General features: G+C 57.1%; 8 protein-coding genes and 5 tRNA genes. 2 read left to right on the top strand and 11 right to left on the bottom strand.

Annotation, left to right across the window (positions count from 1 at the left end):
- Positions 1-73: 73 nt before the first annotated feature.
- The 8 genes from B9G99_RS11675 to ttcA form a co-directional block, all read right to left on the bottom strand.
- Positions 74-1,996, bottom strand: a complete 1,923-nt coding sequence (locus B9G99_RS11675; RefSeq protein ID WP_086622306.1) for a PrkA family serine protein kinase — start codon at positions 1,994-1,996, stop codon at positions 74-76.
- Positions 1,997-2,246: 250 nt separating this feature from the next.
- Positions 2,247-3,344: a threonine aldolase family protein gene (locus tag B9G99_RS11670; protein ID WP_086622305.1), complete on the bottom strand. Its 1,098-nt coding sequence runs from the start codon at positions 3,342-3,344 to the stop codon at positions 2,247-2,249.
- A gap of 262 nt (positions 3,345-3,606) precedes the next feature.
- A tRNA-Asp gene (locus B9G99_RS11665) sits at positions 3,607-3,683 on the bottom strand.
- A gap of 38 nt (positions 3,684-3,721) precedes the next feature.
- Positions 3,722-3,797, bottom strand: a tRNA-Val gene (locus B9G99_RS11660).
- A gap of 19 nt (positions 3,798-3,816) precedes the next feature.
- Positions 3,817-3,893: transfer RNA gene (locus B9G99_RS11655), tRNA-Asp, on the bottom strand.
- 33 nt (positions 3,894-3,926) lie between these two features.
- A tRNA-Asp gene (locus B9G99_RS11650) sits at positions 3,927-4,003 on the bottom strand.
- A gap of 39 nt (positions 4,004-4,042) precedes the next feature.
- Positions 4,043-4,118 (bottom strand) — tRNA-Val (locus tag B9G99_RS11645).
- 72 nt (positions 4,119-4,190) lie between these two features.
- Complete coding sequence (gene ttcA, locus B9G99_RS11640) at positions 4,191-5,072, bottom strand: tRNA 2-thiocytidine(32) synthetase TtcA (protein WP_115504172.1); 882 nt, start codon at positions 5,070-5,072, stop codon at positions 4,191-4,193.
- A 188-nt stretch (positions 5,073-5,260) separates the two neighbouring features.
- Here ttcA and B9G99_RS11635 point away from each other — a divergent pair, with 188 nt between their 5' ends.
- On the top strand, positions 5,261-9,202 hold the full coding sequence (locus B9G99_RS11635; RefSeq protein ID WP_086622303.1) for a hybrid sensor histidine kinase/response regulator: 3,942 nt from the start codon (positions 5,261-5,263) through the stop codon (positions 9,200-9,202).
- Positions 9,203-9,270: 68 nt separating this feature from the next.
- Here B9G99_RS11635 and B9G99_RS11630 read toward each other — a convergent pair whose 3' ends face one another.
- From B9G99_RS11630 to B9G99_RS11620, 3 genes are all read right to left on the bottom strand, one after another.
- Positions 9,271-9,933 carry a response regulator gene (locus B9G99_RS11630; protein ID WP_086622302.1) on the bottom strand — a complete coding sequence of 221 codons (663 nt, stop codon included), beginning with the start codon at positions 9,931-9,933 and terminating at the stop codon, positions 9,271-9,273.
- 256 nt (positions 9,934-10,189) lie between these two features.
- Positions 10,190-12,112: an acetate--CoA ligase gene (gene acs / locus B9G99_RS11625; protein WP_227876008.1), complete on the bottom strand. Its 1,923-nt coding sequence runs from the start codon at positions 12,110-12,112 to the stop codon at positions 10,190-10,192.
- A gap of 121 nt (positions 12,113-12,233) precedes the next feature.
- The gene (locus B9G99_RS11620) at positions 12,234-12,806 is read right to left on the bottom strand and encodes a SprT family zinc-dependent metalloprotease (protein WP_086622300.1); all 573 of its coding nucleotides are present in this window, start codon (positions 12,804-12,806) and stop codon (positions 12,234-12,236) included.
- A 77-nt stretch (positions 12,807-12,883) separates the two neighbouring features.
- On the opposite strand from B9G99_RS11620, the gene B9G99_RS11615 reads away from it, so the two are divergent.
- Positions 12,884-13,579 (top strand): YecA/YgfB family protein, encoded by a 696-nt coding sequence (locus B9G99_RS11615; RefSeq protein ID WP_086622299.1) that lies wholly within the window; start codon positions 12,884-12,886, stop codon positions 13,577-13,579.
- The last annotated feature ends 5 nt before the right edge of the window (positions 13,580-13,584 follow it).

The raw sequence follows: 13,584 nt of genomic DNA, 5'->3' as shown, positions 1-13,584 counted from the left end.
CTCCTGCAGACCGCTCAAACCGGCTGCCCCGTCTCCGGGTGGGAATGGGCGCCGGCCAGCCGGCGCCAACCGCTTACTGGGACTTGCGTACGCGCAGATACCACTCCGACAGCAGGCGCACCTGCTTTTCGGTATAACCGCGCGCGACCATGCGATCGACAAAGTCCTCGTGTTTTCTTCGATCGTCGTTGGAGGCCTTGGCATTGAACGAGATGACCGGCAAAAGCTCCTCGGTATTGGCAAACATCTTGTGTTCGATCACCCCCTTGAGCTTTTCATAGGACTGCCAGCTGGGGTTGAGCCCTTCATTTTGGGCCCGGGCCCGCAGCACGAAATTGACCACTTCGTGACGAAAATCCTTCGGATTGGAGATACCCGCCGGCTTTTCAATCTTCTCGAGCTCTTCATTGAGCGCCTGTCGATCCAGCAGCTCTCCGGTTTCCGGGTCACGAAACTCCTGATCCTGAATCCAGAAATCGGCATAGGTGACGTAGCGATCAAAAATGTTCTGACCGTACTCGGAGTAGGACTCCAGATATGCGGTCTGAATTTCCTTGCCAATGAAGTCGACATAACGCGGCGCCAGATACTCCTTGATAAAGCGCAGATAGCGGTCGTGGACTTCACGCGGCAGTTGTTCCTGCTCCAGACGCTGTTCGAGCACATACAATAGATGTACCGGGTTGGCGGCCACTTCACTGGAGTCGAAATTGAACACCTTCGAGAGAATCTTGAAGGCAAAGCGGGTCGACAGCCCCTCCATCCCCTCATCCACGCCGGCAGCGTCGCGATACTCCTGAATCGAACGGGCACGCGGGTCGGTGTCCTTCAGATTCTGGCCGTCATAGATACGCATCTTGGAGTAGATGCTGGAGTTCTCCGTTTCCTTGAGCCTTGAAAGTACCGAGAACTGCGCCAGCATGCGCAGCGTGTCCGGCGCGCAGGGGGCCTGTGACAGCGAGGAGTGCTGCAGCAGCTTTTCGTAGATCTTCATCTCCTCGGAAACGCGCAGTGAATAAGGCACCTTGACGATATAGACGCGATCCAGGAAGGCCTCGTTGTTGCGGTTATTACGAAACTGCTGCCACTCACTCTCATTGGAGTGCGCCAGAATGACCCCGTCAAAGGGGATGGCGCCCATCCCTTCGGTCGGGTTGTAGTTGCCTTCCTGAGTTGCGGTCAAAAGAGGATGCAGCACCTTGATCGGCGCCTTGAACATCTCCACAAACTCCATCAATCCCTGATTGGCGCGACAGAGACCGCCGGAGAAGCTGTAGGCATCCGGGTCGTCCTGAGAGTAGAGTTCAAGCTTTCGGATATCGACCTTGCCGACCAGCGAAGAGATATCCTGATTGTTCTCGTCACCCGGCTCGGTCTTGGAGATCGCGATCTGATTAAGTCGTGACGGGTAGACCTTGACCACCCTGAATCGGGAGATATCACCACCATACTCGCGCAGACGCTTGGCCGCCCAGGGCGACATGACACTGCGCATGTAGCGTTTGGGGATGTTGTATTCGCTTTCGAGTGTCTCGCCGTCTTCCTCGGGACTGAAAAGTCCCAGCGGCGATTCATGGACCGGCGAATCCTTGATGGCATAAAAGGGAATCTGCTCCATCAGCGCCTTGAGACGCTCGGCAATCGAGGACTTGCCGCCGCCCACCGGACCGAGCAGATAGAGAATCTGCTTGCGCTCCTCAAGGCCCTGCGAGGCGTGGCGGAAATAGGCGACGATCTGCTCGATGGCCTCTTCCATGCCGTGAAATTCGGCAAAGGCAGGGTAACGGCGGATCAGTTTGTTGGAGAAAATACGAGAAAGGCGGGGATTTTTGGCCGTATCGATGACTTCCGGCTCACCGATGGCTCTAAGCATGCGCTCGGAGGCGCTGGCATAGGCGGTCGGGTCCTCCCGACAGAGCTCAAGATACTCCTGAAGACTCATTTCTTCCTGGAGGGTGCGCTCAAAGCGATGCTGCACATGATCAAAAATGCTCATGAACTTCTCCTTGAGTTGCGACGGTGTGCCCTGCCGTACGCACGCTCGTCATTTCGTGAAAATCAATCGGCCACTACGGCACTCCCGCTCATCGACGTTTTCTCTCGGTCATGGAAAGCCCTGTCGGGCGTTAAAGAAAGATGGTTGGTTGTGGTGATCCGGGAAGACACCGGCGAACGCTTCTGCTCGGGTCAGGCGATGCGGCATGAGACGATGCCGCACCGGTGTCAGGGAAGATAACCTATCAATATCACTGTTGATCGCGTTGTGCCAGTGCCTGACGAAGGTCGGCCACCAGCGCATCAATCAACGTTTCGGACGTGTTCCAGCTACAGACAAAGCGGACACCGCCCTCTCCTATAAAGGTATAAAACGTCCATCCGCAATCACGCAAGTACTGTTGAGCGACGGCCGGCACTTCAAGAAAGACGCTATTGGCCTGAACGGGGAACATGACTTCGACCCCCTCAATATTGCGCACGCCTTCAGACAGCCGCTTCGCCATGGCATTGGCATGGCGCGCATTGGCCAGCCAGACGTTATTTTCCAGCAGCCCGAGCCAGGGCGCACTGACAAAACGCATCTTGGAAGCCAGCTGCCCCGCCTGCTTGCAGCGATATTCAAAATCTCGCGCCAGCTCATGATCAAAAAAGACGATGGCCTCACCAAAGGCCAGACCATTTTTGGTTCCTGAAAAGCACAATACATCAACCCCGGCCTTCCAGGTCATCTCGGCAGGCGTCACATTCAGTGAGGCGCAAGCATTGGCAAAGCGAGCACCATCCATATGAACCTTGAGATCGTACCGGTCGGCCACCTCACGAATGGCCTGAAGCTCATCAAGCGAGTAGAGCGTCCCGACCTCCGTGGCCTGAGTGATGGAAACCACTCTGGGCCGCGGGTAATGAATGTCATTGCGCCGTGTGACGACGCTGGCAATGCCCTCGGGCGTCAGCTTGCCCATGGGCGTATCTACCGGCAACAGCTTGGAACCGTTGGAAAAAAACTCCGGGCCACCACACTCATCTGTCTCGATATGTGCCAGCTGATGGCAGATGACACCGTGATAGGACTGACAAAGAGAAGCCAGAGCCAGAGAATTGGCTGCAGTACCATTAAAGACGAAAAATATTTCGCAGTCCGTCTCGAAAAGCGTTCTGAAATGGTTGGCGGCACGCTCGGTCCAGACATCATTGCCATAGGCCAGATCATCCTGCTCGTTGGCCTGAAGCAGATAGTGCATGGCCTCGGGGCAGATCCCCGATGTATTGTCGCTGGCCAGAAAGCGTGGAGAAGCAATGGCAATATCGCTGTTGGCGACCGTATTGCTGGAAACAGGGGTAGTCATTTTTGGGTTGTCCTGCAGCTTGTTATCGGCTTGCCCCACGAGGATCACTCGATCAGAGGCATGACAGACCAAGCATGCAGCGCGCAGGAGAGACTGGCAAGCTGACATCCTGTAAAGGCCAGCGACATGGCAAAAGGAAGCAGGCCGTAAAACCAATCATCTACAGGACAGAATCAATAAGGCGCTGAAAGCGATCCGGAAATGGATCCATGACTACGAAGAAAAGATATTACGGGAGGGAAACAACATCTGTTCAAGCGAATGGCGGACTGGACGGGACTTGAACCCGCGACCTCCGGCGTGACAGGCCGGCATTCTAACCAACTGAACTACCAGTCCGCATACACTTGCAACATAAAATCATCTTTGGAAGATGATGGTGGGTGGTACTGGGCTCGAACCAGTGACCCCCAGCTTGTAAGGCTGGTGCTCTTCCAACTGAGCTAACCACCCGATCGTACGATAATTTCGATGGCGGACTGGACGGGACTTGAACCCGCGACCTCCGGCGTGACAGGCCGGCATTCTAACCAACTGAACTACCAGTCCATTTATATCGAAATATCGCTGCACCCAGAGATTTGGCGGACTGGACGGGACTTGAACCCGCGACCTCCGGCGTGACAGGCCGGCATTCTAACCAACTGAACTACCAGTCCGCAACCCTGATTACAGCAACATGACCTTATCAAAAATGATGGTGGGTGGTACTGGGCTCGAACCAGTGACCCCCAGCTTGTAAGGCTGGTGCTCTTCCAACTGAGCTAACCACCCGGGTCATGTGGCGCTGCATTCTACCGATCATTGCAGGAAAGTCAAACACTTCCTGAACGATCACCACAAATTTCATGACGGCGACGTGTCATCGTCCTGTGCCATCAGATTGACCGTGTCGATACGGTCCCGGTTCATCAGGCGCTGCTTTTCCTCAAGGCCGTGAAAGTCAAACAGGTCCCGATCCGCCAACTGGGAGGGTGCCACGTTGGTCAACGCCTTGAACATGGTCTCGATTCGCCCGGGATGCTTTTTATCCCAGTCGGCGAGCATCTCCTTGACCACCTGGCGCTGCAGGTTTTCCTGACTGCCACACAGGTTGCACGGAATAATGGGAAAAGCCATGGCCTCGGCAAATTGAGCGATATCGGCCTCGGCGCAGTAGGCCATCGGACGAATCACGATATTTTTGCCATCGTCGGAGAGCAGCTTGGGCGGCATCGACTTGAGCGAGCCGCCAAAGAACATGTTGAGAAAGAGCGTTTCCAGCATGTCATCGCGATGATGACCCAGCGCAATCTTGTTGGCGCCGATCTCTTCGGCAAAGCCGTAGAGCGTGCCACGGCGCAGACGCGAACACAGACCGCAGGTTGTCTTGCCCTCGGGCACCTTCTCTTTCACGATCGAATAGGTATCACGCTCCACGATGTGATACTCAAGCCCCTGCCCTGCCAGATATTCCGGCAGAACATGCTCGGGAAAGCCGGGCTGCTTCTGATCCATGTTGACGGCTACCAGCTCGAAGTTCACCGGCGCATTGCGCTGAAGATTGCGAAGAATTTCGAGCATGGTGTAGGAATCCTTGCCACCGGAAAGGCACACCATCACCCTGTCGCCATCGTTAATCATGGCGTAGTCGATAATGGCGTTGCCGACGTTGCGGCGCAGGCGTTTTTGAAGCTTGTCGAACTCCCGCTTCTGGCGGGTATTCACGGACTGATCAAGTTCTTGCATGGAGATGACTTCGGATAGATGCGACATTGGCGCTACTTTATCATTGCCGCAAAGCGCAGGCGAAGAGCGGGCGCATTACGCAAAACCTGAAGAGGCGATAGCACTCGGGCCAGTGCCGGGTGTCATCGGGATATCAAGGCTGCCAATCAACAAGCAGCCGTTACGTGGGTCAGGCAAGGATTTTCACGATGTTCCAGGGCTGGTTACTGCTCACCATCTCGCTTTTATATATCGCCACGCTCTTTGGCATTGCATGGCGTGGCGATCAGCGGGCAAGACGACTGGGTCCGGCCAAACGCCGCCCACTGGTCTACAGCCTTGCACTGGCCGTCTACTGCACTTCCTGGACCTTTTACGGCAGCGTGGGCCAGGTGGCCGACTCGGGACTTCAATATCTGAGTGTCTTCCTGGGCCCCATCCTGGCCTTTTTGCTGTTCTGGCCCATCCTGACCAAGATGATTCGCGTCTCAAAACGGCAAAATATTACCTCGATCGCCGATTTTATCGCTTCACGCTACGGCAAGACTCAGGCACTGGCGGCACTGGCCAGCCTCGTTGCCCTGCTCGGCACCCTTCCCTATCTGGCGCTACAGCTCAAGGCCATGGCGGCAAGCTTCACGGTTCTGACCGCCAACAATGACATTGTGCGCTCGCCCATTCTCGGCGATACGGCATTTTATGTTGCCGCACTCATGGCGCTGTTTGCCATTTTGTTCGGCACCCGCCATACCGATGCTACCGAACACCACGAGGGCCTGATTCAGGCCATCGCCTTCGAATCCGTGGTCAAGCTCGGCGCCTTCGTACTGCTGGGCGCGCTGATCACCTGGGGGGCCTTTGACGGTCTGGGCGAGCTCTCCAGCCGAGCCGTACATGACCTGTCTGCCGGCAGTCATTTCAGCAGCGCCAGTTTCGGTCAGGGATTCTGGACCCAGACGCTGCTGGCCATGCTGGCTGTATTCTGCATTCCGCGTCAGTTTCACGTCACGGTGGTTGAAAACACCAGCACCGATGATACCGCCCGGGCGCGCTGGCTTTTCCCGCTTTATCTGATTGCAGCAGGCTTTTTTGTGCTGCCAATGGCTGCAGCCGCCCTGACGCTCTTTGACGGCCGGGGACTGGACCCGGACACCTGGGTGCTGCATCTGGCCATGGCGCTGGATCAGCCCTGGCTGGTCATGATCACCTTCATTGGCGGATTTGCAGCGGCCAGCGGCATGGTGATCATGGCCGCCGTCACCCTGTCCATCATGATCTCCAACGAGGTCGTCATTCCCCTGCTGCTTCGATTCAAGGGGTTTGATGCGCGACATGGCGATTATGCCCGCTGGGTACTGCGCATTCGCCGCCTGATTATCGTGCTGACGCTGGCGCTGGCCTATGGCTTTTACCAGCTCACCGCGCCCTCAAGCTCGCTGGCAAGCCTTGGCGTGCTGTCCCTAGCTGCCCTGGCGCAGCTGGCACCGGCCCTGATTGGCGGGCTTTACTGGAAGCGCGGCAATCGTCTTGGCGTCAGCCTGGGGTTACTGCTGGGTTTTCTGATCTGGGGCTATACCCTGCTGCTGCCTACTCTGGTGCGCACAGGCCTTTTCCCCTTTCCCATCAACGAAGGCCCGATGGGAATGGAACTGCTCAGCCCTGCCAACCTGCTGGGCCTGTCGCTGGATGACTCCATCACCCAGGGCGTTCTGCTGTCACTGGGCGTGAATCTTTTCTGTTATATCTTTTTTTCCCAGGTCACCCGCCAGCGCGTGGTCGAGCGTATTCAGGCCTCGCTGTTTGTCGACAGCGTGGCGTCTCACCAGACCCTGATCAATCGCCCATGGGGCGGCACAACCTCGGTGAGCGATCTGAAGTCCCTGTCTCGGCGTTTTCTCAATGAAGACCAGGTCGAGCGCGCCTTCAATGATTATGGCTGGCGTCATCAGCAACGCCTTGATCTTGGCATGCGCGCCTCGATCGACCTGATCGGCTTTACCGAGCGGCTTCTGGCCTCTGCCATTGGCGCCTCATCGGCACGCATTGTGATGAACTCCGCGCTCTCCGGGCGTGATGTATCCATTTCAGATGTGGTCTCCATCGTCGATGAAGCCTCTCAGGTCCTCGAGTTCAACCGCTCACTTTTGCAGGCCACCATCGAAAACATCAACCAGGGCGTCATGGTGGTGGATCACAAGCTGCGTATCGTGGTGTGGAATCAGCGTTACCTGGAGCTGTTTCGATTCCCGGATCATCTCATTCACGTTGGCGAACCCATCGAGCGCATCTTTTTGTACAACGCCGAGCACGGCGAATACGGCCCCGGCGATCCGCAGGAGCATGTACGCCTGCTGATGGATAACATTCGAAGCGGTCAGGCGCACCATTATCAGCGCTATCGTCAGGATGACAGTGTGCTCGACATCCACGGCAACCCCATGGTGGGAGGCGGCTTTGTTTATACCTATCAGGATGTGACCGACCAGAAACGCACGGAAGAAGCCCTGATCCGCTCGGAAAACAATATCCGTATTTATACCGACAACGTGCCGGCGCTGATTGCTTACTTTGACCGCGACTGCCACTACCTCTTTACCAACCGCGCCTACGAAACGGCCATGGAAGTGGATCGTCTTCAAGCGATCGGCAAACGCGCCGAAGACGTCATGTCCGCCAGCACATGGAAGCTGCGTGCCCCATGGATGCAGCGAGCACTCAACGGTGAGCGTGTGTCATGGGAGCTCTCGCTGATCGACCGGGATGGCGGCACACGTTATATGCTTGCCACCTACACCCCCCATTTTGGGGAGAGTAATCGAGTGTTGGGCTTTTTTGCCCTTTACCAGGACATTACCGAGCGCCGGCTGGCCGAAATTGCCCTCAAGGAAACCAATGAAAACCTTGAGGAGCGCGTACGCGAACGCACCCGGGAACTGTCCGAGGTCAATATCGCACTACGTCAGGAAAACCGGGTTCGCTCCGAAGCCGAGCTGGCACTGCGTCAGGCCAAGCAGGTTGCCGAGACCGCCAATGCCTCAAAAACCCGCTTTCTGGCGGCGGCAAGCCATGACCTGCTTCAGCCGCTCAATGCCGCACGCCTGTTTACCTCGGCCCTTACCCAGCGTCTGGAAGAGAGCGAGCATCACGACACCCTGGTCCACATCGATAACTCGCTTCAGGCTGCAGAGGAGTTGCTGGGTACGTTGCTGGACATTTCCAAGCTGGATGCCGGCGCGCTGACACCCCGACGCCAGGTCTTTGCCCTCAATGAGATCCTGCGCCCCCTGTATGCCGAGTTTTCGGTCATGGCTCAGGATCGCGGGCTGGATCTGGACATGGTCGAAACGGGCACCGTGATCGACAGTGACCCACAGATGCTCCGGCGTATTATTCAGAACTTCCTCTCCAATGCCCTGCGCTACACCCAGCACGGCCGCGTACTATTGGGCTGTCGCCGTCGCGGAGAGCAGCTATCGATCGAAGTCTGGGATACCGGCCCCGGCATTCCAGAATCGCGTCAGGCCGAAATCTTTCAGGAGTTTCGGCGGCTCGATCAAAAATCACGTCATCGTGAGAGCGAAAAGGGACTTGGACTGGGGCTTTCCATTGCCGATCGCATGGCGCGCGTGCTCGATCATCCAATTACCATCCGCTCACGGGAAGGTCATGGCACCGTGTTTGCACTAAGCGTGCCGCTCAAGCAGGGGGCTACGCTAACGCGTCAGGAACCTCAGGCCGCACAAAAAAGTGCCGGCAATCGCATTCGCGGTGCCAGGATCATCTGCATCGATAACGAGACCATGACGCTTGAAGGCATGAAGGCCATGCTGGAAGGCTGGGAGTGCGAGGTCTTTACGGCCACATCAATCGGCGGGGCACGCTCGGTGGTGCGCAACATGACAGGCGAGCCCGACATTATTCTGGCCGACTACCATCTAGACAACGAAGTCACCGGTCTGATGGCGCTGGAGTCACTTGCCGAGCGATTTACCGGAGATGTTCCCGGTATTGTGATCACGGCCGACCGCACGGAAGAAGTGGCTGATTTGATCCGTCGAGCCGGTTACCACCTGCTCAACAAGCCGGTGCGTCCGGCAGCCTTGCGCGCGCTTTTGACTCGAACCCTGCAGGCCAACCGCCGCCTGAATTGAATCGTCGCGGCGTCAGGACGCAAAAAATCCCGGTTCAGGCCGGGATTTTCAATGCTTAAGCAGACACTTCAGTTTTCAACGCGCGAGGGTTCCACTTCCAGCTTCTGGGCCGCGATCACCGCCTGCGTACGTGAATGAACGCCCAGCTTGCGCAAGATGGCCGTGACATGTGCCTTGATCGTTGCCTCGGAAACGTTGAGGTCATAGGCAATCTGCTTGTTCAGCAGACCTTCAGTCAACATGTTCAGCACGCGAAACTGTTGCGGCGTCAGTGACGCGATAGCAGCAGCGAACTTGGCCTCTTCCTCATCGCCGTCTCCAAGATAATCTGCCATTTCCGGTGGCAGCCAGATCTCACCATCCAGGATGGCGCTGATACCACCGGCAATCGTATCCAGCGAAGCGGACTTGGGGATAAATCCCGACGCACCATAATCAAGAGAGCGACGTACCACCTGCGGCTCTTCACTGCCGGAAATAACCGCCACGGGAATGTCAGGCATCTGGCCACGCAGCTGGATCAACCCAGAGAAGCCATGTGCACCGGGCATACGCAGATCCAGAAGAATCAAATCAGCATCGGGGTGACGTGTCACGACCTCGATGGTGGCTTCCATGGTGTCGGCTTCTACAATTTCGGCATTGGCCGCTACCTGACGCAGGGACTGCGTCAGTGCTGCACGAAACAAGGGGTGATCGTCTGCCACGATAAACTTCTGGGCAAAGGCCATGCAGTTTCCTCCAGGATTCCCCGTATCATTCAGGACGGCCCAGCCCCGGTCAAAACGCGGTCAGCCACGTCATCAGCAGTTCAAGGCCGAGCGTCATCATGCCATCTGCCGATCATGTAACCAGCAATCTCGGCATGTTACCCCATGATTTTTTTATTTCCAAAATAAAACGTTGGCATCAGTTTGCTGATGCCAACGTTCATTATGCGGCAATGTGACGCGCTTGTCGTGATCTAGAAGCAGATGAGCATATTCGTTAGTGGTTAACCCGCTCCTTGATCAGGGCTTCGACGACATCGGGATCGGACAGGGTACTGATATCCCCCAGTCCATCGACCTCATTGGCCGCGATCTTGCGCAGGATGCGTCGCATGATCTTGCCTGAACGGGTCTTGGGGAGACCGGGCGCCCACTGTATGGCATCGAGTTTTGCGATGGCGCCAATATCGCGACGCACGACATCATTGAGCTCCTTGCTCAATGCTTCAGAGGGTTCAACGCCCTGCATCAGGGTAATGTAGGCATAAATGCCCTGGCCTTTCATGTCATGGGGAAAACCTACCACTGCCGCCTCGGCCACGGCCGGATGCGCCACCAGTGCCGATTCGATTTCTGCCGTGCCCATGCGATGACCGGAAACGTTGAGCACGTCATCAATGCGCCCCGTGATCCAGTAGTCGCCATCTGCATCGCGATGCGCGCCATCGCCGGTAAAATAAGTCCCGGGATGCATGCTGAAGTAGGTTTCCTCGAAGCGCTCGTGATTGCCCCAGATGGTGCGTGCCTGACCCGGCCAGCTTCCTTCGATGACAAGGCTGCCATCGCCTTCACCTTCGATACGATTTCCTTCGGCATCCATCAGTGCTGGCTGAATGCCAAAGAAGGGACGCATGGCTGCACCAGGCTTGACGTTTTCGACATCGGTGAGCGGCGCCATCATGTGGCCCCCGGTTTCGGTCTGCCACCAGGTGTCCATGATCGGACAGCGCCCATTGCCAATAATCTGGTGGCTGAAATGCCACGCCTGAGGGTTGATGGGCTCCCCTACCGTACCGATAAGACGCAGGGAATCGCGTCGGCTACTGTCCATGACGTGGTCGCCATGCCCCATCATGGCGCGAATGGCCGTGGGAGAAGTATAAAAGATGGTGATGTTGTGCCGATCGATTACCTCGCCGACACGGCCATAGTCCGGATAGCTCGGCACGCCCTCGAACATGACTGTTGTGGCCCCGTTGGCCAGTGGTCCGTACACCACATAGGAGTGTCCGGTGACCCACCCCACATCCGCGGCACACCAGTAAACGTCATCCTCACGCAGGCCGAAGATCTGTTGATGCGTCATGGACGCATAAAGCAGATAGCCGCCCGTCGTATGCATGAGCCCCTTGGGCGTGCCCGTCGATCCCGAGGTATAAAGAATGAACAACGGGTCCTCGGCCTTCATTTCTTCTGGTGCACACTGATCCGACTGCTCCTGCATCATGGCGCAGGCATCGATATCGCGTGACTGCCAGTCGATCGGCGCCTCCCCGCAGGGTACTACCAGAACATGCTCGACACACTCGGTGCCCTTGATGGCCAGCGCCTCATCGACATTTTTCTTGAGTGGGACCTGCTTGCCGCCACGTCTGGAAATATCGGCAGTGATCACCACGCGCGAGGCACAATCCGAGATCCGTCCGGCCAGCGCTTCGGGTGAAAAGCCGCCGAACACTACGGAATGCACGGCCCCGATACGCGCACACGCCAGCATGGCAATCGCCGCTTCCGGGATCATCGGCATGTACAACGTCACGGTATCGCCACGCCCTACCCCGAGCGCCTTGAGCATGTTGGCAAACCGACACGTCCGTTCATGCAGCTCGCGATAGGTCAGGACGCGCTGGTGATCGGGATTATCGCCTTCCCAGAGGATAGCCGGCTTGTCACCGCGGCTTTCAAGATGACGATCCAGGCAGTTGACGGAGGCATTAAGCACACCATCTTCAAACCATTTGATTCGGGAATGGTTGTCGCCGAAATGACCATTGAGAATCTTTTCAGGCGTGCGCATCCAGTCAAGACGCTGCATCTCTTCACGCCAGAACGCTTCAGGAGATTCGATCGAATAACGATAGCGCTCGCGGTAGTCCTGCTCGCTGATCGGGCTACGCAGCTTCTGTGCGGCACCTGCCATGTCCCGGGCAGTATGGCTCATGTCGCATCTCCTTGATCTAATGGATCACGCAGACCCACCATGTAATAGTGTGACCCTTAGATTAGCGTTATGCCGGGGCAGGCTGACCATTAGACGATGGTCACTGTTCGACCATTCTCTTTTCACCATGATCACCGACAACCTGGTCGGCCTGTGTTTCAAGGCGCAGCGTCTCCCCACAATAGCGGCAGCGATACCGACTGCCCCGCCGCTCGTTGTTATGGCGCCGAAGGGTAAAGTAGTGACGACGGCAGCCGCAGAGATAGGCGTAAGGCGCCGGGCTGGCCCTTGAGGTATCAAATCGATGGGTGACACTGGGCGGGCGATCAAATATCTCGATCATGACCTGCTGCCACTGAGCGCCGTGAGGCCGGACGCGCCCGGGATAAACATGATGCACGACCCAGTGAGCCATCTCATGCGGCACCACTTCAGTCAGAAAGGTCTCGGGCTGCTCGCCATACAGCGTCATGTTGAAGCGTAACCCGCCACGCCCATAATGGGCCTGGCCGGCACTGCGCCCACGCAGGTCATACCAGACCCTTGGAGACGGCAGCGCCGGGTAGCGCTGGCGGGCTCTTTGGAGAGATCGCTCGACATGGGCCAAAAGCCGGGCCCGACTGGCATCCCCGATGGGAAACTCATCAATGTCGCTGGCTGGAAAATCGGTCATGGATGATAAACTGTCCGTTCTCAACCCGGCGGCCCGGCTGCCGTACAACGCGCCGCTTACTGTATGGATACTGCTCAATGAATGATATCACGGCCGATACGCCTCAACCGGTACCGCTGCTCGAGGATGACCGTCTGGATGCGCTGTTCGAGTTTCTCGACTCCGAGCGCGTCAGTGAGGAAGCGCTGGATCTGTTTGGCGCCCACGGCCTTTTGACGGCATTGGCCATTTCTACCGTGTCTCACGACCGCGATGAGCGCCATGCCCTGATTTTTGACACCACACCCGATTTTGAAAGCAACCAGCAACGTCAGGAAACGCTCGATGCGCTGGACGCCCTGCTGACCAACGCCGTCGAGGTCTTTGAAAACGGCAACATTCCGGATCTGCCCTTCGACCTCGAATTTGAAGACAGCGGTGAAGATGATGAAGAGCACCCCGTACGACTCTGGTGTGCGGGCTTCATGGAAGGCGTCTTTCTGGACGAAGCGGCCTGGTTCGGCGCCCAGGAAGAAACAGCTGCCGAGCTGCTGCTGCCGTTCATGACCCTGTCCGGACTCTTTGACGAGGAAGACCCCGAGCTGGCCGCGCTTGGCCAACAGCCCACCGAAGCGACCCGGCTGGCCGGCCAGCTGGCCGAACTGACACTGGATCTTTATCTGCTACAGCGTGCGCCGGTCGAAAAGCCCACTCCTGCCGCCTCGAAAGGCAAGAACCCGAAAGGTAAATCCGGCAGCAAGGGCAAATCCAGAGGGCCCGGCAAGCGTCATTAAAACAG

Origin of the sequence: Kushneria konosiri (assembly GCF_002155145.1) — a bacterium.
Classification (GTDB): Bacteria; Pseudomonadota; Gammaproteobacteria; order Pseudomonadales; family Halomonadaceae; genus Kushneria; species Kushneria konosiri.
The sequence above is the reverse complement of the archived record's forward strand: the minus strand, read 5'-3'. Positions and strand labels throughout refer to the sequence as shown.

Bases quoted from the DNA above. Each gene is read 5' to 3' on its own strand.
- B9G99_RS11675 (WP_086622306.1), bottom strand. From the start codon at position 1,996: ATGAGCATTTTTGATCATGTGCAGCATCGCTTTGAGCGCACCCTCCAG.
- B9G99_RS11670 (WP_086622305.1), bottom strand. From the start codon at position 3,344: ATGACTACCCCTGTTTCCAGCAATACGGTCGCCAACAGCGATATTGCC.
- ttcA (WP_115504172.1), bottom strand. From the start codon at position 5,072: ATGCAAGAACTTGATCAGTCCGTGAATACCCGCCAGAAGCGGGAGTTC.
- B9G99_RS11635 (WP_086622303.1), top strand. From the start codon at position 5,261: ATGTTCCAGGGCTGGTTACTGCTCACCATCTCGCTTTTATATATCGCC.
- B9G99_RS11630 (WP_086622302.1), bottom strand. From the start codon at position 9,933: ATGGCCTTTGCCCAGAAGTTTATCGTGGCAGACGATCACCCCTTGTTT.
- acs (WP_227876008.1), bottom strand. From the start codon at position 12,112: ATGGCAGGTGCCGCACAGAAGCTGCGTAGCCCGATCAGCGAGCAGGAC.
- B9G99_RS11620 (WP_086622300.1), bottom strand. From the start codon at position 12,806: ATGACCGATTTTCCAGCCAGCGACATTGATGAGTTTCCCATCGGGGAT.
- B9G99_RS11615 (WP_086622299.1), top strand. From the start codon at position 12,884: ATGAATGATATCACGGCCGATACGCCTCAACCGGTACCGCTGCTCGAG.